General features: G+C 72.0%; 17 protein-coding genes and 1 tRNA gene. 11 read left to right on the forward strand and 7 right to left on the reverse strand.

The genetic code is table 11. From position 1 onward, the window contains the following. Positions 1–3: 3 nt before the first annotated feature. Genes AOM01_RS10465 through AOM01_RS10475 form a run of 3 tightly spaced genes read right to left on the reverse strand, consistent with a single transcriptional unit; the run spans position 4 to position 3058 of the window. The gene (locus AOM01_RS10465) at positions 4–1659 is read right to left on the reverse strand and encodes an ABC transporter permease subunit (RefSeq protein WP_062292961.1); all 1656 of its coding nucleotides are present in this window, start codon (positions 1657–1659) and stop codon (positions 4–6) included. Then, complete coding sequence (locus AOM01_RS10470) at positions 1659–2573, reverse strand: ABC transporter ATP-binding protein (protein WP_062292964.1); 915 nt, start codon at positions 2571–2573, stop codon at positions 1659–1661. The genes AOM01_RS10465 and AOM01_RS10470 overlap by 1 nt, the downstream gene beginning before the upstream one ends. After that, positions 2570–3058 (reverse strand): GbsR/MarR family transcriptional regulator, encoded by a 489-nt coding sequence (locus AOM01_RS10475; RefSeq protein WP_156155945.1) that lies wholly within the window; start codon positions 3056–3058, stop codon positions 2570–2572. Before AOM01_RS10475 ends, AOM01_RS10470 begins: the two co-directional genes overlap by 4 nt. Positions 3059–3128: 70 nt before the next feature. Between AOM01_RS10475 and AOM01_RS10480 the strand changes: the two genes are divergently transcribed. Next, a complete protein-coding gene (locus AOM01_RS10480) occupies positions 3129–5366 on the forward strand; it encodes an RNA degradosome polyphosphate kinase (protein WP_062292969.1) in 2238 nt (745 codons plus the stop codon). Next, complete coding sequence (locus tag AOM01_RS10485) at positions 5363–6334, forward strand: NUDIX hydrolase (RefSeq protein WP_062292972.1); 972 nt, start codon at positions 5363–5365, stop codon at positions 6332–6334. The genes AOM01_RS10480 and AOM01_RS10485 overlap by 4 nt, the downstream gene beginning before the upstream one ends. A 483-nt stretch (positions 6335–6817) precedes the next feature. On the opposite strand, the gene AOM01_RS10490 is transcribed toward AOM01_RS10485, so the two are convergent. Then, a complete protein-coding gene (locus tag AOM01_RS10490) occupies positions 6818–7447 on the reverse strand; it encodes a hypothetical protein (RefSeq protein WP_228374280.1) in 630 nt (209 codons plus the stop codon). Beyond that, positions 7447–7857, reverse strand: a complete 411-nt coding sequence (gene msrB, locus AOM01_RS10495) for a peptide-methionine (R)-S-oxide reductase MsrB (RefSeq protein WP_062292975.1) — start codon at positions 7855–7857, stop codon at positions 7447–7449. The genes AOM01_RS10490 and msrB overlap by 1 nt, the downstream gene beginning before the upstream one ends. A gap of 455 nt (positions 7858–8312) precedes the next feature. On the opposite strand from msrB, the gene AOM01_RS10500 reads away from it, so the two are divergent. The 3 genes from AOM01_RS10500 to AOM01_RS10510 all read left to right on the forward strand — a co-directional run bounded on the left by AOM01_RS10500 (position 8313) and on the right by AOM01_RS10510 (position 9807). Further along, positions 8313–8603, forward strand: a complete 291-nt coding sequence (locus AOM01_RS10500) for a DUF1540 domain-containing protein (protein ID WP_062292979.1) — start codon at positions 8313–8315, stop codon at positions 8601–8603. 128 nt (positions 8604–8731) lie between these two features. Next, positions 8732–9496, forward strand: a complete 765-nt coding sequence (locus AOM01_RS10505; RefSeq protein ID WP_062292981.1) for an AzlC family ABC transporter permease — start codon at positions 8732–8734, stop codon at positions 9494–9496. Beyond that, complete coding sequence (locus AOM01_RS10510) at positions 9493–9807, forward strand: AzlD domain-containing protein (protein WP_062292984.1); 315 nt, start codon at positions 9493–9495, stop codon at positions 9805–9807. The genes AOM01_RS10505 and AOM01_RS10510 overlap by 4 nt, the downstream gene beginning before the upstream one ends. Before the next feature lies 1 nt (position 9808). On the opposite strand, the gene AOM01_RS10515 is transcribed toward AOM01_RS10510, so the two are convergent. Then, on the reverse strand, positions 9809–10399 hold the full coding sequence (locus tag AOM01_RS10515; protein ID WP_062292987.1) for a DUF1349 domain-containing protein: 591 nt from the start codon (positions 10397–10399) through the stop codon (positions 9809–9811). Between the two features lie 209 nt (positions 10400–10608). On the opposite strand from AOM01_RS10515, the gene AOM01_RS10520 reads away from it, so the two are divergent. Further along, positions 10609–10983, forward strand: coding sequence for a PadR family transcriptional regulator (locus AOM01_RS10520; protein WP_062292991.1), 375 nt, complete (start codon positions 10609–10611; stop codon positions 10981–10983). Beyond that, positions 10980–12356, forward strand: coding sequence for a permease prefix domain 1-containing protein (locus tag AOM01_RS10525; RefSeq protein WP_062292994.1), 1377 nt, complete (start codon positions 10980–10982; stop codon positions 12354–12356). The genes AOM01_RS10520 and AOM01_RS10525 overlap by 4 nt, the downstream gene beginning before the upstream one ends. 2 nt (positions 12357–12358) lie before the next feature. Here the strand turns inward: AOM01_RS10525 and AOM01_RS10530 are convergent, their stop codons facing one another. Next, positions 12359–12568 (reverse strand): hypothetical protein, encoded by a 210-nt coding sequence (locus AOM01_RS10530; RefSeq protein WP_062292997.1) that lies wholly within the window; start codon positions 12566–12568, stop codon positions 12359–12361. A gap of 94 nt (positions 12569–12662) precedes the next feature. On the opposite strand from AOM01_RS10530, the gene AOM01_RS10535 reads away from it, so the two are divergent. The 4 genes from AOM01_RS10535 (at position 12663) to AOM01_RS10550 (ending at position 14746) form a co-directional block, all read left to right on the forward strand. Continuing rightward, positions 12663–13055, forward strand: coding sequence for a YciI family protein (locus AOM01_RS10535; protein WP_062293000.1), 393 nt, complete (start codon positions 12663–12665; stop codon positions 13053–13055). Positions 13056–13067: 12 nt separating this feature from the next. Then, complete coding sequence (locus AOM01_RS10540; RefSeq protein WP_062293002.1) at positions 13068–13976, forward strand: phosphotransferase; 909 nt, start codon at positions 13068–13070, stop codon at positions 13974–13976. Between the two features lie 74 nt (positions 13977–14050). Beyond that, positions 14051–14602, forward strand: a complete 552-nt coding sequence (locus tag AOM01_RS10545) for a VanZ family protein (RefSeq protein WP_062293005.1) — start codon at positions 14051–14053, stop codon at positions 14600–14602. Positions 14603–14673: 71 nt separating this feature from the next. Next, a tRNA-Lys gene (locus AOM01_RS10550) sits at positions 14674–14746 on the forward strand.

Below are 14746 nucleotides of genomic sequence, written 5' to 3' on the forward strand. Positions count from 1 at the left end.
CGCTCACCCCTTGAGGTCGCGCCTCACGTAGCCCGCGACGCCGGCCGCGAACAGCACCGCCGCCGCGCCGAACAGCACCACGGGCTGGTACCAGTACAGCCCGTTGTCCAGGGGGAACTCCCACGTGTAGTAGTAGAAGGGCGAGACGTGCGCGAGGGGGACCAGCGCATCGTTCACCGCGGCGAACGCGGTGAGCGCCCACCCGACGATCGCCACGCCGGTGCCCGCGCCCGTCGCGATGCGCGGCACGCCGGTGAGGCCTGCGCCCAGGAACGCGGCGGCGCCGAGCACGGCGCCGAGCCCCCACACCAGCACGCCCGTCGCGGCGATGTGCGCGTAGCTCATCCCGAGCCCGGCGATCCAGTTGCCGAGCGAGATGCCCGCGGTCACCGCGACCGCGATCACGAGGGCGACCGTGAGCGTCGCGACGGCGCGCCGCCACGCCACCTGCGCGCGCGACAGCGGCGAGCCCAGCAGCACCGCGATGGTGCGCCGGCGCTCCTCCCCCGCGAGCGCGCCGCCCGCGGAGATCGCGGCCACGGCGACCGCGATGGGGACCGTGATCGACAGCATCTCGCCGTGATACCAGCCCTCGGGCCGCGAGTAGTCGGCGAAGCCCACCATCGCCATCACCTTGTCGGGGAACGCGCCGGCGAACTCGCCGATGAAGTCGGTCATCAGCGTGAACAGCGGGCCCATGACGACCGTCATGGCGAAGATGCCGCCGCCGGCGATGGTGAGGATCGCGCGGCTCTCGCTCAGCGCCTTCCCCACGATCCCGCGGGTGCTGGACGTGCCGCGCAGCAGCTCGAGCACCTTCGCGACGCGCTCGGCCTCGGTGAGGCGGGTGACCAGCGCGATCGACCGCTCCCCCGCGAGCAGGTCGCGGCGCAGGTAGAGCGCCCAGCCGATCAGCACCAGCACCGCCGAGATCGCGATGAGCACACCCACCTGCGCCCAGTCCGTGCCGTTCGCCAGCGGCGCGGCGCCCTTGACGTAGTACCAGGGGAAGATCTTGGCCCAGTCCTCCCAGCCCTCGATCATGGGCAGCAGCCCGGCGGCGAAGAAGGACACCACGAGGAAGCCCGTCGCGGCGCCCGACGCGACCCGCTGGTGGCCGGTCGCGGCGCCGATCGCGAACGCGACGGCGCCGTAGAGGATGGCGACCGCGGTGACGTGGACGGTGGCGGCGCCGATGTTCACCGCGTCGGTCGACTCGCCGAACGCGACGATCGACAGCGCGTAGCCGGCCCACGCGGCGAGGTTGACGGCGACCGCGATGGTGAGGGCGGCCAGCCCCTTGGAGGCGAGCAGGCGCGAGCGCGAGCGCGGCGCGGTGGTGAGGACGTTCATGGTGCCGTCACCCTCCTCGCCCGCGAGCGCGGCCGCGCCCATCGAGATCGCGATGCCCGCGACCACGAACGGCCCGATGAAGTTGAACATCATGCTGAGCATGAGGCCCGCGGTGCCGGCGTCTCCCGTGATGCCCACGAGGTCCGTGTAGAAGGCGGGCATCTCGTCGAAGAAGGACACGGCGTCGGAGCCGAGGCCCGCGTAGGCCCACATCCCGAACACCGCGACGCACCACAGCGAGGAGACGCCGATGAGCGCTCCGACCGCGCGGTCGCGGATGGTCTTGAGGTACAGGGTGCGCAGCATCACACGACCTCCGCCTCCGCGACCTCGTCGCGGTAGAACTCGAGGAAGATCTCGTCGAGGTCGACGGACGAGGACTCGAGCGAGAGGACGTCGTGGGCGGTGGCGACGCGCAGCAGCGGACCCATCGAGCCCTCGTACTGCGCGGTCACGCGGGCGCCTTCCGCGGAGACGCCGTGGACGCCCTCGACGCCCTCGAACGCGTCCGCCGGGACCGGCGCGGCGAACTCGAGCGTGACGCGGCGCAGCGCCTTGTCCATGAGCTCGCTCATCCGCTCGACGGCGATGAGGTGGCCGCGGCGGATGAACCCCACACGGTCCGCGACGCGCTCGACCTCGGACAGCGTGTGGCTCGAGAGGAACACCGTGTTGCCGTCCGCGACGTGCTCGCGCATGAGCGTGTGGAACTCGAGCTGGACCAGCGGGTCGAGGCCGGTGATGGGCTCGTCGAGGATCACCACCTCCGGGCGGTTCATGAACGCCTGGATCAGCCCCACCTTCTGGCGGTTGCCGCTCGACAGCTCCCCGACCTTCTTGGACAGATCCGCGTCGAAGCGGCCGGCCAGGGTGTCCACCCAGGCCCAGTCGACGCCGCCGCGCAGGTTCGCGAGGAACTGCAGGGTCTCGCGGCCCGTGAGGTTGGGGTACAGCGCGAGGTCCGACGGCAGGAAGCCCAGGTGGCGGCGGATCTCGACGGCGTCGCGGCGCGAGTCCAGCCCGACGATGCGGCACTCGCCCCCGCTCGGGCGGATCAGGTCGAGCAGGCACCGGATGGTGGTGGACTTGCCGGCACCGTTGGGGCCGAGGAAGCCGAAGATCTCGCCCCGCTCGATGGTGAGCGAGACGTCCTGGACTGCCGGGAGGTCGCCGAATCGCTTGGTGAGCGCGACGGTCTCGATGGCGGGGGTGGCGGTCATGACTGTCCCTTCGTGAGGTTCGCTTGCATGCGCTCGAGCAGCGGCGGCCACTCGCGTGCGAAGAAGTCGGCGAGATCGGCGAGCTCGGTGACGCGCTCGGGGCGGACCTGCGGGAGCACCGGCCCGGCGGCCCGGGCGATCTCGCCCATCGCGTGGATGCGGCCCAGCTCGGAGGACATCACCTCGAACCACGCGCCCGACCGTAAGCGGTAGCGCTGCGTGCGGTCGCCGCGTACGCGCACCTGCTCGACCATGCCCAGCTGCACGTGCGCCCGCAGCTGCGTCGAGACCGTGCCGGCGCTGAGCCCCAGGTCCTCGGCGATCTCGGCCTGGGTACGCTCGGCCGGCTCGCAGATCATCAGCCAGCCGAGGATCTCCGCCCACGCGCGCGCCGATCCGAACATGGTGAAGAACGTGGCGACCCTGTCCACGTACTGGTGCTGCGCATCGTCCATCGGCACAATTTCAGTATTGCCTGAATTCATTGAACTACGCAAGGGGTGGGCAGGATCCGCGGGGGTAGCGAGCGCCCCGCGCGCGTGGAAGCATGGCCCCATGCCCGAGAGCCTCGACATCAACGACGCGCCCGCCCCTGCTTCCGCGCCCGCACCTGCGGATTCGGAGGAGACGTACCCCGTCCCGACCGTCGAGTTCGAGGAGGACGAGGCGCCCTCGCCGCTGCCCGACGATCGCTTCCTGGACCGCGAGCTGTCCTGGCTCGCGTTCAACGAGCGCGTCCTCGAGCTCGCCGAGGACCCGCACACGCCGCTGCTCGAGCGCGCCCGCTTCCTCGCGATCTTCGCGTCGAACCTCGACGAGTTCTTCATGGTGCGCGTCGCCGGCCTCAAGCGCCGCATCGCCGCGGGCTTCGCGGTGCCCGCCGCCACCGGCATGAGCGCGTCCCGCCAGATCGAGGCGATCATCGAGCGCGCGCACGAGCTCATGGACCGCCACGCGGAGACCTTCGAGGACCAGGTGCGTCCGGCGCTCGCCATCGAGGGCATCCAGCTGGTGCGCTACTCCGACCTCGAGGACCCCGAGCAGGAGCGCCTGCGCAAGCTGTTCCGCTCCGACATCTTCCCTGTGCTCACACCCCTCGCGGTCGACCCGGCCCACCCGTTCCCGTACATCTCGGGCCTGTCGCTCAACCTTGCGATCGAGATCCGCGACCCCGACACCGGCAAGGACTACTTCGCCCGCGTCAAGGTGCCCGAGACGCTGCCCCGCTTCCTGTCGGTCGACGCGGCGGGCCATGTGGGTCAGGTGACCGACGCATCGTCCCTCTCCGACGAGCCGCGGTCCTTCGTGCCCCTCGAGGACGTGATCGGCGCGCACCTCGACTACCTGTTCCCCGGCATGGAGGTGGTGGACCACTACACCTTCCGCGTCACGCGCAACGAGGACGTCGAGGTCGAGGAGGACGACGCCGAGAACCTCCTCAAGGCGATGGAGAAGGAGCTGCTGCGCCGGCGATTCGGACCCGCGGTGCGGCTCGAGGTCGCCGACGACCTGCCGCCCAAGATCCGCGAGCTGCTGGTGCGCGAGCTGGGCATCACCGACAACGACGTGTTCCACCTGCCCGCGCCGCTCGACCTCACGGGCCTCAACGTGATCGCGGATCTGGACCGGCCGTCGCTGCAGTACGCCCCGTTCCGCCCCACGACGCACCACAAGCTCGCCCCGGTGGAGACCGCGGACGAGCAGAACGTGTTCGAGGCGATCACGCGCGGCGACGTGCTGCTGCACCACCCGTACGACTCGTTCTCGACGTCCGTGCAGGCGTTCCTCGCGCAGGCCGCGGCGGACCCCAAGGTGCTCGCGATCAAGCAGACGCTGTACCGGACCTCGGGCGACTCGCCCATCGTGGACTCCCTCATCGAGGCGGCGCACGCGGGCAAGCAGGTGCTCGCGCTGGTGGAGATCAAGGCGCGCTTCGACGAGAAGCGCAACATCTCCTGGGCGCGCAAGCTCGAGCAGGCGGGCGTGCACGTGGTGTACGGCCTCGTGGGCCTCAAGACGCACTGCAAGCTGTCGCTCGTGGTGCGCCAGGAGGACGACGGCCTGCAGCGCTACAGCCACATCGGCACGGGCAACTACCACCCGAAGACCGCGCGCCTGTACGAGGACTACGGCCTGCTCACCAAGAACCCCGACGTGGGCGCCGACCTCACCAAGCTGTTCAACCAGCTCTCCGGCTACGCGCCCAAGTCGAAGTTCCGCCGCCTGCTGGTCGCGCCCGTCGGGGTGCGCGCGGGCCTGGTCGAGCGGATCCGCAACGAGGCCCGCAACGCCGCCGCAGGCAAGGAGGCGTGGGTCAAGATCAAGGTCAACTCGATCGTCGACGAGAAGACCATCGACGCGCTCTACGAGGCGTCACGTGCCGGCGTGAAGGTCGACGTCAACGTGCGCGGCATCTGCGCGCTGCGGCCCGGCGTGCCCGGGTTCTCGGAGACCATCCGGGTGCGGTCCATCCTGGGCCGGTTCCTCGAGCACTCGCGCATCTACGCGTTCGCGAACGACGGCGACCCCGAGGTGTTCATCGGCTCCGCGGACCTCATGCACCGCAACCTGGACCGCCGCATCGAGGCGCTCATCACGGTGACGGATCCCGCGCAGGCGGCGCTGCTGGTCGAGAACATCGACATGGCGATGAGCGACCGCGTGGCCGGCTGGGAGCTGCACGAGGACGGCACGTGGAGCCACGGCGTCACGGACGGCGAGGGCGCGCGCCTACGCGACCTCCAGGAGACGTACATCCGCCGCCAGCCCAAGCGGAGGGCCAAGGGCAAGTGAGCCACCACCCGGAGGGCACCGTCGTCGCCGCCGGTGCGCTCGTGTGGCGCGTCCGCGAGGGCGAGCTGCAGGTGCTCGCCGTGCATCGCCCGCGGTACAACGACTGGTCGTGGCCCAAGGGCAAGCTGGATCCGGGCGAGTCCCTGCCCGAGTGCGCGGTGCGGGAGGTCGCGGAGGAGACCGGCAAGCAGGTGGTGCTGGGCCAGCCGCTGCCCACCATCCGCTACCCCATCGGGGAGAAGCAGAAGGTGGTGAAGTACTGGGCCGCCGAGGTGCTGTCCTCCGGCTCTCCCGCGCTCAAGGCACGGCCCACGTTCAAGCCCGCCTCGAAGAACGAGATCGACCGGCTGCGGTGGCTGTCCGTCGCCGAGGCGCACAAGATGATCACCTTCCCCGACGACCTCCGGCCGCTCGACGCGCTGGTCGACGCGTACGCGGCGGACAGGCTCGACACGAGGCCGTTCATGGTGGTGCGCCACGCGCGCGCCCGGCGGCGGGCCGCGTGGCGCCGCTCCGACCTGAAGAGGCCGCTCACCTCCAACGGGCGCGAGCGCGCGCAGGAGCTGGTGCCGCTGATCGCGTGCTTCGGGGTGACCAAGGTCGAGTCCTCGCCGGCGGTGCGCTGCCTCGACACCGTGGCGCCGTACGCCGCCGCGATCGGTGCCGAGGTCCGCACCCACGACCCGCTGACCGAGCCCGGCCACGCCGCGAAGCCGCTCGCGACGGCCAAGACGTTCACCACGCTGCTGCGCAAGAAGTCGCCGCGGGCGGTGTGCGTGCACCGCCCGACGCTGCCGACCATCGTCGAGATGCTGCGCGCGGCCGTGCGGCCCTACACGCGCGGCGCGCTCCCGCGATCGAACCCGTACCTGCCCGCGGGCGGCATGCTGGTCGCGCACGTCGCGGACTGGGAGTCCGGGCCGGTGGTGGTCGCGGTGGAGACCCACCTCCTGCGCGTGCACGTGTAGCGCCACCGGAAGTTCGCTGGGCACGGTTCCAGATCCGACACCCCGGTCCGGGCACGTTCGCAGCCGGCTGGGCGCGGCGTGTCGCCGGCCAGACCGTGCGCAGCGAACTCGCGCGGGGCCACGGCGACACCGGCGGCGGACATGAGAACGACGTCGGACCGGGAGCGCCAGTCGGCGCGAAGGCCGCTCGGAGCGGCTGGATTTGGAGCCCGGGGCTACCGCGGTCCGACGTCACCCCCACCATACGCCGGACGGGCGCCCTGGCAATGCGACTGTGGACCCTTCTCGCGGATCGCGAACATCTCTCGCGGCGCTGCCCGTCGGCGAGCGCGCGACCAGGTTCCACACGCCAACCGGCATGTGAACGCTCGCGCCCTGCAAGTCCCGTCGCATCGCCCGAGAGGAGCGGCGCCAGTTGCAGCATCCGTGTGGAGAGCGGTCGCGGGGGTGCACCATGAGCGCCCGGCGCGGGAGCGGCGCGGCTCAGTCCAGGCGGCCCTCGCGCCACATCGCCGCGCACCGCTCAAGGTCCTCGCCCGTGCGCAGCAGCTGCGACGCGCGCAGGGTGGTGCGGTGGGCGCGGCGGTCGGCGTGGCCCTCGTCGGACTGCGCCTCGAACGCGGCGCCGGTGGCGACCACGCGGCAGAACGCGCCCGCGCGCTCGAGCGCGACCGCCAGGTCCCCGGAGAACACGCCGGACAGCACCGCGTCCGCGAGGGTGCGGACCTCGTCGGGGCCGGGCGGGTCCTCGACGCCGGCGATCGCGTGCCGCACGTGGGCCGCGTGGACGCCCTGGTGGTACGAGCGCGCGACCGCCGAGGCATCGTGCTTCACCCATTCGCGGATCATGTAGATCCGCCACAGGGCGCCGGGCAGCGTGTGCGCGCCGGCCTTCGCCCACATCATGGCGACGGTGTCGATGCCCTCCTCGTCGACCAGCGCGATCAGGCGGGCCACCAGCGCCGGATCCCCGGACTGCCGCGCCTGCGACACGATCGCGAGCGCAGTCTCGTGGGCGATCAGCCCGCGCTCGGCAGGGTCGATGTCGCCCTCGATCTCGTCGGCCATCTCGATGTCGAGCATGGCCGGACGGCGGAAGCGCGGCTCCACCATCAGGCGTCCTCGCCCACCTCGTCGAAGGTCAGCGACACGGAGTTGATGCAGTACCGGTCACCCGTCGGAGTCTGCGGCGCGTCCGGGAACACGTGCCCCAGATGCGAGTCGCAGTTCGCGCAACGCACCTCGGTGCGGACCATGCCGTGCGAGCGGTCCTCGAGGAGCACCACCGAGTCGGGGTCGGCGTCGTAGAAGCTGGGCCAGCCGCAGTGGCTGTCGAACTTGGTGCCGGACTCGAACAGCTGGGCGCCGCACGCGCGACAACGGAACACGCCGTCGCGCTTCTCGTCGATGAGCTCACCGGTCCACGGCCGCTCGGTGCCCGCCTCGCGCAGCACCGCGAACTCGAGGTCGGTCAGCTGGGCGCGCCACTCGGCGTCGGTCTTGACGATCTTGTTGGGGCTCAATGGGGACTCCCTTCCTTGGAAGAGCGTACGCGCGCGATACGCACCCGAATCGCGCATCGTGCCCGTCGCCAGCGACCCGGGCCCAAAGGAAGACGCGAGGCGCCCGACCTCCGAGGGGGGGAGGAGGTCGGACGCCACGCGTTCTCACCTGGGCGTCCCATGCGGCTTCGCGCCGTGGTGGGTACATGGGTAAAGACGTCGGGGGCGTCTCGTTTGTTCCCATGCAACCCCACTTTCCTTGGCGGGTGTCGGGACGATGCCGCGGCCGGGTCGGGCGGCTCGCGCCCGGCACGCGCGCGGCCGGGGAATATCGACACGCCACCGGAATGCAATTCGAGATCAATTCGAAACGGAATTCGCGCATATATCCAACGCCCTTGATATCCGCATTCCCGCGCGTATATTGGCGAATGTCAGCGCTTTTCGCACCCGCCTCGTCAGCCCCGGAGGAAGTCATGCCCGTCTCGATCGGACTGCCCATCGTCTCGTCCTGCTCGGTCGCGAGCTGCGGCTACAACCACGACGGCTGCCACGCCGGCGCCATCTCGGTGGGTGGCGCGCACGCGCACTGCAACACCTTCACGGAGACCGACCACAAGGGCGGTGCGGACCCGACCGCCACCGTCGGCGCCTGCAACCGCGAGGACTGCCAGCACAACACGGACCTCATGTGCACTGCGGACTCGATCGCGGTGGGCGGCAGCACCGACGTCGCCGACTGCCTCACCTTCCTGGTCCGCGCCTAGCGTCACACCTCCCGGCCCCGGCCGCGCCCCTACCCGGGCGAGGCCGGGGCCGAGTGGTGCCCGGGGCATCGTCCCCCGGCCGTTTCCGCGTCACACCGCCGTCACACCGGGGTGAGAGACTCGCCTGCGTGACCCCCTCCCGCACCCTGCTCGGCGTTGCGCCGCCTCAGTGGGCGGACGCGTGGGCGGGGCTCAAGGCCATCGCGCCGCTCATGCCCGGCTCCGCGCTGTTCGGACTGGCGTTCGGCGCGCTCGTCAACGTCGCGGGCATCAACCCGTGGGTGGGCAACTTCGCGTCCGTGTCCGTGGTGGCCGGCGCCAGCCAGATCGCGATCGTCGAGTCGATCCGCACCGGCGCGCCCGCGGTGATCGCGGTGCTCACGGCTCTGGTGATCAACGCGCGGTTCGCGCTGTACTCGGCGGCGCTCGCGCCGGTCTTCGCGGCCTTCCCGCGGCGGTGGAAGCTGGGCCTCGCGCACCTCATGACCGACCAGGCGGCGGTGGTCGCGCTCCAGGAGCACGAGAGGTGGCCGGACCCGGTGCGGCGGCGCTGGTTCGTGGTGGGCGGCGCGCTGCCGTTCGTGGCCGTGTGGTGCGTGGGATCGGCGGCGGGAATCGCGTTGGGTCCGGTGATCCCTGAGGCGTGGCAGATCGGGTTCATCGTGCCGCTGATGTTCCTCGCAGTGCTGGTGCCCGGGCTGCGCGGCGCACCGGCGCTCACCGCGGTGGGCGTGTCGACCGTGGTGGTGCTCGCGGCGCACGGCCTGCCGTACGGGCTCAACGTGCTCGCGGGGGCGATCGCGGGCATCGCGGTGGGGTCGCTGGTGCCCGACCGCGCCCAGCATCCGGACACCGACGACGGCCTCGCGCATGACCCGGGGGCGGGCGAATGAGGACCTTCCTGATCTTCCTCGCGGCCGGGATCGGCACGTACGCGATCCGCGTATCCGGGATCGTGATGTTCGGCGGTGAGCGGCGGCTGCCGCCACGCGTCGAACGGTCGTTGCGCCTGGTGGGCCCGGCTGCGTTGGCGGCGATCATCGCGAACTCGCTGCTGCTCGACCAGGGCTCGTGGCGGGAATTCGGCGCGTGGCACATCGCGGCGCTCGTCGCGGTCGGGGTCGCGCTGTGGAAGCGCTCCTCCGGGTGGACCATGGCTGCGGGCGCGGCCGCGTTCGCGGCGCTGCTGCTGGCCGGGCTCTAGATCAGTCCTCCGGGTGGAGCGAGGCGTCCGCCGGACCGAGGCGGACGCTGGTGAAGCGCACCGTCAGGCCCGGGCGCGTGGGGGCCGCGCAGAACGGGCCGGCCAGCACCACGGCGTCCGGGTCGAGCGGGGCCACGCGGATCAGCCGCCACGGCTCGTCGCCCGCGCGGGCGCGCAGGGTGACGGCGTCGCCCGAGCGCGAGGCGCGGACGGTGACCTCGCGGCCAGCCCACTCGGGGACCGGCGCGACGGACCAGTCCGAGACTCCGCGCGTCACCACGGCGCCCACCTGGGGCTCGCCGTCGGAGAACTCGACGCCCGCCTTGATCCAGCTCTCGGCGTCGACACGCAGCATCACGCCACCCTGGTCGAACTGGGCGCCGTAGTCGAGCAACCAGCTCACCTCGATCGCGGTCCCGTTCTCGAGGGGGACCACGAGGGCGTGGGCGTCGTCATGGATGAAGCCGTAGCTCGTGACGCGCCACGCGTCCGAGCCCTCGCGAGCCTCGACGTCGAGCGCGCCGTCGCTCACGGTGGCGCCGACGGGCGGGGTGGTCCAGGTGCCGGTCTCGAGCAGCGTCGCGAGGTCCATGCGGCCAGCGTAGGGGTGCTTCCTGCGGCGCCGCGTCCCGTATGCAGGGCCATCGGCTCAACAATCCTGCATGCGTGCCCGCGGCGACCCGTCTGCAGGATGGGCCCCGCGGCAGTCCTGCATGCAGGACGCCCGCCTCGTCACGCGCTCGCTATACCTCAGACCTCTATGTATCCTGCTGTGAGGGTTACCGAGACGAGGAGACCGAGATGAAGGTGGGCAAGGACCTCATGGCCGCGAGCGCCGCGCCGCTGGTGCTCGCGATCCTCGCGGAGGGCGAGAGCTACGGCTACGCGATCGTCAAGCGGGTGCGCGAGCTGTCCGACGGCGAGATCGAGTGGACCGACGGGCTCCTCTACCCCCTGCTCCACCGCCTCGAGGACGCGGGGCATGTCACCTCGCGCTGGGGCGCCTCGGAGACCGGACGCCGTCGCCGCTACTACGAGGTCACCCCCTCCGGTAGGGCCGAGCTCGCGGAGCACCGTCGCCAGTGGGCCGCGGTGGTGGGGGCGCTGCAGTCCGCCTGGAAGGACGTCGCGGACGCGGCCGTGCTGGGGACGATGCGCCCAGGAGTCGCGCTGTGACCGCGCCCGAGGCGTCGGGCCCGGCGGGCGCGCCGGCCGTAGGCGCCGAGGTCGAGGCGGAGATCGGGCGCTGGCGCCAGTACATCCTCGCGCGCGGGTCCGTCTCCGCCGAGGACGCAGACGAGCTCGAGGACCACCTGCGCGGACACGTCGACGGGCTCATGGACGCCGGGCTCGCCGACGACGAGGCGCTGCTGGTCGCCGTCAAGCGCATGGGCAGCCAGGCCGAGGTGGCGCACGAGTTCGCCCGTCAGCACTCGCGCCGGCTGTGGCGCGACCTGGTGCTCGACGGCGGGACGCCGCGATCGCGCGACGGGATCCTGGGCATGCTCGCATTCGGCGCGGCGGCGGGGCTCGCCGCGAAGGTGATGTGGCTGCTCGCCGCGAATCGCGAGCACGTGCAGGACGCAGCGCCGGTCGGCATCCCGCTGGTGCTCGGCGTCCTGGCGACGTTCCTGTGGTGGCGGCGCCGCGCATCGTCCCGCGTTGTCCTTGCGATCGGCGGCACGGCCGTCGGCCTGGCCGCGCTCGGCCTCGCGTACCCCTTCGACGCGCGGGCCGACACTGCGATCCTCTTCGCGATCCACGCCGCGATAGCGATGTGGCTCGCGGTGGGCGTGGGCTATGCGGGCGGTCACTGGCGGTCGCGAGCGGCGCGCATGGACTTCATCCGGTTCACGGGCGAGTGGGCCATCTACATGTTCCTCATCGCGACCGCCGGCGGCGCGCTCATGGGCGTCTCGATGGCGGTGTTCCAGGGCCTCGGCATCGACATCGCGGACGCGCTGTTCCTGTGGGTGCTGCCGCTCGGCCTGGGCGGCGCGACCGTGGTTGCAGCGTGGCTGGTCGAATCCAAGCAGGAGGTGCTCGAGACCATCGCGCCCGTGCTGACGCGGATCTTCACCCCCATCGCCACCATCGCGGTGCTGGCGATGCTGGCCGGCGCGCTGGTGTCGGGCGGCTTCGAGGACAGCCGCGAGTCGCTCATCGCGGTGGACCTGCTGCTCGTGGTGGTGCTGGGGCTGGTGCTCTACTCGCTCACGGCGCAGTCGCCGGCCAGCCCCGTGGGCTGGGCGGACCGGATGCAGCTCGCTCTCGTGGTGGCCGCACTCCTGCTCGACCTGGCGGCGCTGGTCGCGATGGCCGGGCGCGTGGCCGAGTTCGGGTTCACCCCCAACCGGCTGGTGACGCTCGGCGTCAACGCGGTGCTGGTCGCGAACCTGGGCGTGACGGCCTGGCTGTACATCCGGCGGGTGGCGCGACGCGGCGACCTCGCTCCCCTGCTGCGCTGGCAGACCGGCTACATCCCGGTCTACGGCGTGTGGGCCCTGGCAGTCTGCGTGGTGGTCCCGCCGCTGTTCGCGTTCGCGTGAGGCTACGCGGCGCGACCCGAGCCGGTCGCCTCCGCGGCGCCACAGGCCGCGGCGTGCGCGATGGGATCCACGAGGTCGGCGATGCCGCGGCGGATGAGATGGGCGACCACGTCCTGGGCGACGCGCGCGGCGACCGCCTCATCCGACACGACCCCGAGCGCCGCGCGGTAGGCCGCGGCACGCATCCCCTCAAGCAGCTGCACATCGATCACGGATCAGAAGATAGCGGCGACCTCTGACAACGCCCCACCAGCCCTCCTAGGCTGAGGACGAGCCGCGCATCCCGGCGCGCACGAGGAGGCGACGATGCCCGCGTTCCTGATCGCCGCCCACCATCGGGGCGACAACCCGTTCAACCTCGCCGTGGACAAGGACCCCGTCTGGGCGGACCTCGTCGCGCTCGACACCGACCTCCGGGAAGCGGGCGCGCTGATCTTCTCGCGAGGCCTCCACGGCCCCGACGCCACCGTCAGCATGCGCATCGCATCCGACCTCACCCTCGCCGAGGCACCGGGCCCGCTCCAGGACGAGGAGCATTGGCTGTCAGGCATGTGGCTGCTCGAGTGCGCGGACATGGACGAGGCGCTCGCGTGGGGCCGCCGTGCCGCCCGTGCGCACCGTTGCGACGTCGAGGTGCGCCCCTTCCAAGGCCCGATCCCGGGGCTCACGGAAGCGGCGCATCGTGCCTCCGGGCGCTGATAGTTTCGCGAGATGATACGCGACGCCGGCCCGCCGCCCGCCCACCCGGCGATCTCGCGCGCGCTCGCGCGGGCGCTGGTGGACCGCCAGCTGCCCGGGCTCGCGCACCTCGAGATCGGCGAGCGGTTCGACGGCTGGGACATGGTGGTCTACCGCCTCGGCGAGGAGCTGGGGCTGCGGCTGCCGCGCGTCGAGGCTGCGGTGGGACCGCTCGCGCGCGAGTCGCGGCTGCTCGAGCACGTGGGCGCCGGGTGGACGTTCCCGCACCCGCGCGTGATCGCGAGCGGCGTGGCGCAGGACGGCTACCCGTGGCCGTGGGCGGTGGTGAGCTGGCTGCCGGGCGCGACCGCCGACGCGACGCCGCTGGACGCGAGCGCGGGGCCCGCCCTGGGGCGCGCGTTCGCCCAGGTCCACTCCCCCGCAGGCGAGGACGCGTGGTTCAACCCGGAGCAGTCGATCACGCTGGTCGAGCGCGAGGACAACCTCGACTGGGCGCTGGGAATGCTGGTCGACGCGGCGGGCCCGGACGGCGAACGGCTCGACCGCGGCGCGCTCCGCGAGGTCTGGGTCGAGGCACTCGAGGCGCCCGCCCCCACCGAGGTGGTGTGGTCGCACGCCGACCCGCACGGCTCCAACCTGCTGGGCGTCGACGGGACGTTCGCGGGGATCATCGACTGGGGCAAGATGGCCGGCTGCGAGCGCGCCGTCGACCTGTCCTTCCTCTACACCGCGATGCCGGCGGCGGGAGTGGCGTTGGCGGTCGAGGCGTATCGCGAGGCGTCCGGATGCGAGGACCCCGGGCTCGAGGCGCGCATGCGCGGCATCGCGGTGGCGAAGTGCGCGTCGTGGGCGGTGCTCGACCGGCCGCTCAACATCGCGATGGCGTGGCGAGGGTTCGCAGAGCTGGGCGTGCTGCGCTGAGCGGTGAGGTTCCCGCCGCGGGCACGCCCGCGTAGTCTCGGGCGTTGACCCCGCGAACCCCCTGAGGAGGGACGATGTCCGCGCTCCAACCTGCATCCGCGACGGCAGGCATGCTGCCGATCGCGGCGATCGGCGCCGTGCTGGTGCTGGTCGCGTGGGGCGTGGGTGCGATCTTCGGGCACGGACGGCGGGTGGCGCTGTGGGCGGCGATGCTCACGTGCCTCGCGGTGATCCTGTGGGTGACGATCGGGCTCACGGTGGTGACGCACTCCGGCGGCACCGGCGGCGTCAACCTCACCCCGGGCCAGGAGATCCGCCGCGCGCTGGAGACCGGCGCGGGGGCGCCGTGGATGAACCTGGTGGGCAACGTGCTGCTGTTCCTGCCGTTCGGGACGGTCGCGGCGATGATGACGCGCGGCGGGTTCTTCCTGCGGGTGCTCACCGGGACCGGGCTCGGACTCGCGTTGTCCGCGGCGATCGAGGCGACGCAATACCTGCTCGGGCGCGTCGCCGACGTCGACGACATCATCCTCAACACCGCCGGCGCCTTCCTCGGGGCGTTCGCGGCCGCGCTGGTGCTGTCGCTCGGCGGATCCTCCGGCCGGGCGGAGCGGGCGCGGGCCTGAGTCCCGCTGGTTGTGTCGCCCCGGCTGCCCGGTTGCGAGGGACGATGCACGGCGCGGCTAGCATTGGCCGTGGGCCTCTAGCTCAGTCGGTAGAGCAGCGGACTTTTAATCCGTAGGTCGTGGGTTCGAGCCCCACGGGGCCCA

The organism is Demequina phytophila, from assembly GCF_000971135.1.
GTDB lineage: Bacteria > Actinomycetota > Actinomycetes > Actinomycetales > Demequinaceae > Demequina > Demequina phytophila.